Annotated in this window: 7 protein-coding genes; all 7 read left to right on the top strand. The window is 43.1% G+C overall.

All coding sequences use genetic code 11. From position 1 onward, the window contains the following. Positions 1 to 119: 119 nt before the first annotated feature. Positions 120 to 1721, top strand: a complete 1602-nt coding sequence (locus tag E5983_RS08195) for an LPXTG cell wall anchor domain-containing protein (protein WP_202056632.1) — start codon at positions 120 to 122, stop codon at positions 1719 to 1721. A gap of 430 nt (positions 1722 to 2151) precedes the next feature. Further along, positions 2152 to 2466 (top strand): MurR/RpiR family transcriptional regulator, encoded by a 315-nt coding sequence (locus E5983_RS10135; protein ID WP_331251107.1) that lies wholly within the window; start codon positions 2152 to 2154, stop codon positions 2464 to 2466. Then, a complete protein-coding gene (locus E5983_RS08190) occupies positions 2397 to 2954 on the top strand; it encodes an SIS domain-containing protein (protein WP_331251106.1) in 558 nt (185 codons plus the stop codon). The genes E5983_RS10135 and E5983_RS08190 overlap by 70 nt, the downstream gene beginning before the upstream one ends. A 1-nt stretch (position 2955) precedes the next feature. Continuing rightward, the gene (locus tag E5983_RS08185; RefSeq protein ID WP_160333365.1) at positions 2956 to 3660 is read left to right on the top strand and encodes an N-acetylmannosamine-6-phosphate 2-epimerase; all 705 of its coding nucleotides are present in this window, start codon (positions 2956 to 2958) and stop codon (positions 3658 to 3660) included. A 14-nt stretch (positions 3661 to 3674) separates the two neighbouring features. After that, complete coding sequence (locus tag E5983_RS08180) at positions 3675 to 4592, top strand: dihydrodipicolinate synthase family protein (protein WP_160333364.1); 918 nt, start codon at positions 3675 to 3677, stop codon at positions 4590 to 4592. A 45-nt stretch (positions 4593 to 4637) separates the two neighbouring features. Further along, complete coding sequence (locus E5983_RS08175; RefSeq protein WP_160333363.1) at positions 4638 to 6182, top strand: sodium:solute symporter family protein; 1545 nt, start codon at positions 4638 to 4640, stop codon at positions 6180 to 6182. A 20-nt stretch (positions 6183 to 6202) separates the two neighbouring features. Beyond that, complete coding sequence (locus E5983_RS08170) at positions 6203 to 6460, top strand: YhcH/YjgK/YiaL family protein (RefSeq protein WP_160333362.1); 258 nt, start codon at positions 6203 to 6205, stop codon at positions 6458 to 6460. Positions 6461 to 6511: the final 51 nt, after the last annotated feature.

Genomic DNA, 6511 nt, shown 5'->3' with positions numbered 1-6511 from the left:
TACAATATTTGTCGTTTTGAACAGATCAAACGACTGAATTTGAATACATGGGCTTAGTGCGCCCAAAAATCAGAATTCTCCCGATAATCGGGATAGAAAAGTAGGAAATACAGGGACTTTTGCTGGAAATTGGAGGGCAAGAGTCCCTTCTTTTTTTATATGACGGAATACTTCTGGTTTTTAGAGGTGCCCACCATTTTATGGACCAGGATGGAACTCCACGAACCAGTTTTGGTGGCGGTCGTCTAGGGACCACCCACTACATGAGTCGCCGGATTTTGACAGATTCCATTTTGTATCTGATGGCAGAGTTTAAGGTAGATGGTTTCCGTTTTGACATGATGGGAGATCACGATGCAGCCAGCATCGCAGAGGCCTATCGTTTGGCCAAGGAACTTAACCCACAGGTCCTCCTTCTGGGTGAAGGCTGGCGCACCTACACTGGGGATGCAGATAGTCCCCAGCAAGCAGCGGATCAAGACTGGATGAAGGACACCAATGGGGTTGCCGTCTTTTCAGATGATATCCGTAATAGCCTCAAGTCTGGCTATCCCAATGAGGGGGCACCAGCCTTCCTAACGACAGGACCGAAAAAGGTGACCCAGATCTTCCAAAACCTTAAGGCCCAGCCTAGCAATTTTGAGGCTGACCAGCCAACGGACGTGATTCAGTACATTGCGGCGCATGATAATCTAACCCTGTTTGATGTCATTGCCCAGTCCATTCGTAAGGATCCGGCAGATGCGGCGAGTGAGCAGGAAATCCACCAACGGCTTCGCTTAGGCAATCTGCTGATTTTAACAGCCCAGGGAATCCCCTTCCTCCACTCAGGTCAGGAGTATGGCCGGACCAAGCAGTTCCGTGATCCTGCTTACCGCCAGCCTGTCTCAGAAGACCGGATTCCTAACAAGGCCCACTTGCTGACCAAGGCAGATGGTTCGCCTTTTGACTATCCTTACTTTATTCACGATTCCTATGATTCGAGCGATAGCATTAACCGTTTTGATTGGTCCAAGGTCGAGGACGGGGCAGCCTACCCCTTGAATCTTGCTACCAAAGAATATACCAAAGGCTTAATCCAATTGAGGAGGGCGGTTGAGGTCTTCCGCCTCGGGCAAAAAGCGGCCATTGAGCAGCGTATGCGCCTCTTGACAATCCCAGGCCAAAACGGGGTGCAGGAGGAGGACTTGGTCTTGGGCTATGAGTTGGAGGCTGAGGACGGTGACCGCTATGTGGTCCTGGTCAATGCCGACCGAAAGGAGCGTTCCTTTGCCTATGCAGCCAGCTCTACTCCCCTGGTCTTGGTCGACGGACAGCGGGCTGGCCTGCAACCACTGGAGCACCCAGTCGGTGTAACCCTCCTGGATACAGAAGTCCGCCTGGCACCTCTGACCGCGACTGTACTCTGGATCCGCAAGGAGCACTCGCTAGAGCCAACCCCTCCGCCAGTAAATTCTGCAGAAAAACCGGTGGAACAAATGCCTACTAGCAAGTCAGCTAAACCAGCTGTGGTGGTCAGTCAATCCCGGCTGGCGATGAAATCGCCAGCGCAAGAAGGATTCTCAATCCAGTCGGACCAAGCTCTTGCAAAGTCGTTGCAGTTAGAACTGGCAGCTAAGAGTCTGCCGAAAACCGGCAGCCAGGCCAGCTTGTGGGCAGAAATTCTAGGCTTCCTAGGATTAGGAGCGAGTTTCTGGTCTGAAAAGAAAAAGCGAGATTGAAGAAGGGGGGGCTTGAGTTTAGTGGTGAAAGCTTGTAAATGAAATAGCTGAAGAGCAGAAAAATCCAGAGATTGTCGCCTCTGGATTTTTTTCTTACCATCCAACTCTGAAATACGGAACAGAAAAATGTCAAAAAGTGTTTTGCGGGACAAATGGAGGATTTCAGTTGTCTGGTGATGTGACCTTTCTGCTGGTATTTGAAAACCTTGTTAATACAGTATTAGGAGCGATTTTTAGACAGAGTATTTCGAACTTGTTGGTTCATTATCTAGAATTTAATCTAGGTTAATATGGCTAGTTTTCCGTAGTAAAAACCTATCCGTAAAAATGTAAAGAAACTAGTTTCTGTTTTGATATAAACTATTGTAATACGGAACACGGAGTGCTACAATCATAAATGTAAACGTTTACTTCGTGTGGAGGTCTCCCAATGGTAATCCAAAAAGAACTGATTCCCATTATAGAATCAAATCTCGATAAAATGACTGCAACTGAAAGAGATATAGCGGCTTATTTTTTAAATAATAGAAAACTTGAACACGTAACAACCCAATTTTTATGTGAGGAACTTCATGTTTCTAAAGCAAGTTTGACTCGTTTTTCGAAGAAATGTGGGTTTAGTGGTTTTAGAGAATTTCTTTATCAGTATAAGGAAATGAGCAGGGGCAGGAAGCTATGGTTTATAAGGCCTGGACTCAAAATGTCTTGTCTGATTATGAAGAAATGTTACGCAAAAACTATTTAGTGTTGGATGAGTCAAAGTTAGAACGGATTCAGAATTTAATCGAATCATCGTCGAAGATTTATTTCTATGCTAAGGGGAGCTCTGCCCTGGCTCTAAAGGAAATGAAAGTTCGATTCATGCGACTGGGAATCATGGGTGAGGTGATGGATGAAGACGATATGATTTTATGGAATAGTCTTCTTGTAGATGAATCTTGTCTTGTGATTGCAGCATCGATATCTGGTAAAACAAAGTCGATTACTCAAGCTTTGCAGACAGCGAAGAAGAACGGTGCCAAGACAGTTTTAATGACGACGAAAAATTTTGATGATTATGATTTTTGTGATGAATTACTTCTGTTGGCTTCCGCTCAAAATCTTGCTTATGGAAATAGGATTTCACCGCAGTTTCCAATCTTACTGATGACGGATTGCTTGTTTTCCTACTTCCTGGATGATAAAGAAAGAAGGTTCTATTACGACAAAACCATAATTCATAAGGAGGAATAAAATGAGACAAGATTGGATAAGGGATACATTTTTAGAACAAGTCCAAGGTGGTGTGATTGTTTCTTGTCAAGCCTTGCCAGGTGAGCCTTTGTACGAGGAGCAATTTAGCTTGATGCCTTATCTGGCCAAAGCGGCGGAAGAAGCAGGTGCTGTAGGGATTCGAGCGAACTCCGTTCGAGATATTGAAGCCATTCAAAAGGTGACGGATTTGCCAATAATTGGGTTGATCAAACGTGACTATCCTCCGCAAGAGCCTTATATCACAGCAACGATGAAGGAGATTGATGAACTTGTCGCTTGTCAGACAACGGTCATTGCCTTTGATGCCACACAGCGACCGCGTTATGATGGCCTTGAAGTGAAAGACTTTATCAAACAAGTGAAGGAAAAATACCCCAATCAATTGCTGATGGCAGATATCAGTACTTTCCAAGAAGGGATTATCGCTTTTGAAGCCGGAGCGGATTTTATCGGAACCACCCTATCAGGTTATACAGACGAAAGTCCTAAGTTGGAAGGGCCTGATTTTGGTCTCATGAAACAGCTAGCAGAAGCTCAGTTACCTGTGATTGCAGAGGGGCGTATTCATACACCAGAGCAATTACTGAAAGTCTACTCTTTGGGAGTTACAAGCGTTGTAATTGGAGGAGCCATCACTCGTCCCAAAGAAATTGCCCAACGTTTTATTCAAACGCTTCACAAATAGTAAGGAGAACTATAATGAGAGATTTAGCGAAATACAAAGGTGTTATTCCAGCATTCTATGCTTGTTATGATGATCAAGGAGAAGTTAGCCAAGAGCGGGTTAAAGAGCTTGTGCAATACTACATTGACAAAGGAGTCCAAGGAATCTATGTTAATGGTTCTTCAGGAGAATGCATCTACCAAAGTATTGAAGACCGCAAGCAAATTATTGAAGCAGTTATGGAAGTGGCTAAAGGAAAATTGACAGTCATTAACCATGTAGCCTGCAATAATACCAAGGATAGTGTTGAGTTGGCAAAACATTCTGAGGAACTTGGCGTCGATGCTATCGCTGCAATTCCGCCAATCTACTTCAAATTGCCAGAGTACTCCATCGCAGCTTATTGGAATGCGATGAGCGAGGCAGCACCAAACACAGACTTTATCATTTACAATATTCCACAATTAGCAGGTGTTGCTCTGACAGGCAGTCTATATGCAGAAATGCGGAAAAATCCTCGCGTAATCGGTGTTAAAAACTCTTCTATGCCGGTTCAAGACATTCAAATGTTTGTAGCTGCTGGTGGAGAGGATTACATTGTCTTTAATGGACCAGATGAACAATTCTTGGGTGGTCGTCTCATGGGAGCGGAAGCTGGTATCGGTGGGACTTATGGTGTAATGCCAGATTTGTTCTTGAAATTGGATCAATTAATTGCTGAAAAAGAATTGCAGGTGGCGAAAGAGCTCCAGTATGCCATTAATGAAGTCATCTATAAAATGGTTTCTGGTCGTGCAAATATGTATGCGGTTGCAAAAGAGGTTCTTCGCCTCAATGATAACCTTGACTTGGGTTCTGTACGTCAGCCACTTGAACCACTAAACGAGGATGATAAGCAGATTGCAAAAGCAGCTGCAGAACTCATCCAAGCTGCTAGAGCAAGATTCTTGTGATTAAAATTCTCACAAAGAATCCGTGTCTAAAATGGAGATTTAATTATGAATACAACAGGCTTTACTTCAATAGACTTATTTGTCTTGATTGCCTATTTGGTAGCGGTTCTCATAGCAGGTCTGTATTTTTCCAAAAAGGAGATGAAAGGGAAGGAATTTTTCAAAGGAGATGGTTCGGTTCCCTGGTATGTTACTTCGGTTTCCTTGTTTGCCACCATGTTAAGTCCAATCTCATTTCTGGGCTTGGCTGGTAACTCTTATGCAGGAAGTTGGATTTTATGGTTTGCTCAATTGGGGATGCTGATTGCGATTCCGCTAGCTATTCGATTTGTTCTGCCGATATTTGCTCGGATGGATATTGATACGGCCTATGACTATTTGGAAAGACGTTTTGATTCGCGCTTCCTTCGGGTTATTGCAGCAGTTCTTTTCATTGTTTACCAACTTGGTCGGATGTCGATCATCATGTATCTGCCATCGTTTGGATTAGCAGCCTTGACGGGAATTGACATTAATATTCTCATCATATTGATGGGGGCTATCGCGATTATCTATTCCTATACAGGTGGGATTAAATCTGTATTGTGGACAGACTTTATTCAAGGGGTTGTCTTAATTGGTGGTGTTTTGATTGCCCTCTTTGTTCTCTTGAAAGACATTGATGGTGGCTTTGGAGCCATTGCTCATGAATTGGCTAATGGTAAATTTGTTGCTCCAACAGAAAAAATCTTTGATCCAAATATTCTTTCTGGCTCCATTGCCCTTATCGTATTTGGGTCTGGTTTGACCATTTTCTCTTCCTACGCTTCTTCACAAGACTTGGTTCAACGTTTTACAACCACGCAAAACATCAAAAAACTCAATAAGATGATGTTCACCAATGGTGCTCTTTCACTTGGTATCGCAACTATTTTCTACTTGATTGGTACCGGTTTGTATGTCTTTTACAAGGTACAGAATGCAGGTCAAGGTGCTATCGATGATGTTGCACAAGACCAAATTTTCATGTACTTTATCGCTTATCAATTGCCAGTAGGGGTTACAGGAATTATTCTGGCAGCGATTTATGCAGCAGCACAGTCAACCATCTCAACTGGTTTGAACTCTGTGGCAACTTCTTGGACACTGGATATTCAAGAGGTTCTTTCCAAAGATATGTCTGATAAACGTCGGACTCGTATTGCTCAGGTTGTATCCCTTCTAGTTGGTATTTTCTCTGTTGTTGTTTCCATTATTATGGCTCACTCAGATATTAAATCTGCCTACGAGTGGTTCAACGGATTTATGGGCTTGGTGCTCGGTCTTCTGGGTGGTGTCTTCGTTCTTGGTTTTGTCTTTAAGAAAGCTAACAAACAGGGTGCCTATGCGGCCTTGGTTGTATCAACTTTAGTGATGGTCTGGATTAAGTATGGTTTGCCAGCGGATGCGGTTAACTACTGGGCTTACTCTTTGATTTCAATCACAGTCTCCTTGGTTGTTGGTTATGTTGTTTCAGTTTTAACCGGCAACAAAGTATCTGCACCGAAATATACAACTATTCATGATATTCCGGAAATTTTGTCAGATAGCAGTTGGGAACAACGCCACTAAGAAAAAAGAGAGGGACGTAAATGATTATTGCCGAACGATCCGAATTTCGCAAATATGCCTCTGTTAACCCTCATTTCTCAAAAGTTTGTGATTTTTTAGAAAATACGGACTTCACAACCGTTGAAGATGGTCGGGTTGATATCGATGGGGATGCTGTTTTTGCCAATTTTATGACCTATGAGGCGGATGGTGTTCCAGGCCAACAGTTTGAAACTCATAAAAAAGGTTCTATAATAAGTTGTGTGGAAAGCTTGCTCTCCATGCAACTTTTTTTGTAATTCAGAGTGCAAAAAAAAGCAATTCCTAGTAAACTGATAAGTGAAAAAAAA

The sequence above is a fragment of the Streptococcus danieliae genome (assembly GCF_009767945.1).
Classification (GTDB): domain Bacteria; phylum Bacillota; class Bacilli; order Lactobacillales; family Streptococcaceae; genus Streptococcus; species Streptococcus danieliae.
The sequence above is the reverse complement of the archived record's forward strand: the minus strand, read 5'-3'. Positions and strand labels throughout refer to the sequence as shown.

Coding starts and splice junctions, on each gene's coding strand:
- E5983_RS08190 (WP_331251106.1), top strand. CDS start 2,397: ATGGTTTATAAGGCCTGGACTCAAAATGTCTTGTCTGATTATGAAGAA.
- E5983_RS10135 (WP_331251107.1), top strand. CDS start 2,152: ATGGTAATCCAAAAAGAACTGATTCCCATTATAGAATCAAATCTCGAT.
- E5983_RS08175 (WP_160333363.1), top strand. CDS start 4,638: ATGAATACAACAGGCTTTACTTCAATAGACTTATTTGTCTTGATTGCC.
- E5983_RS08180 (WP_160333364.1), top strand. CDS start 3,675: ATGAGAGATTTAGCGAAATACAAAGGTGTTATTCCAGCATTCTATGCT.
- E5983_RS08170 (WP_160333362.1), top strand. CDS start 6,203: ATGATTATTGCCGAACGATCCGAATTTCGCAAATATGCCTCTGTTAAC.
- E5983_RS08185 (WP_160333365.1), top strand. CDS start 2,956: ATGAGACAAGATTGGATAAGGGATACATTTTTAGAACAAGTCCAAGGT.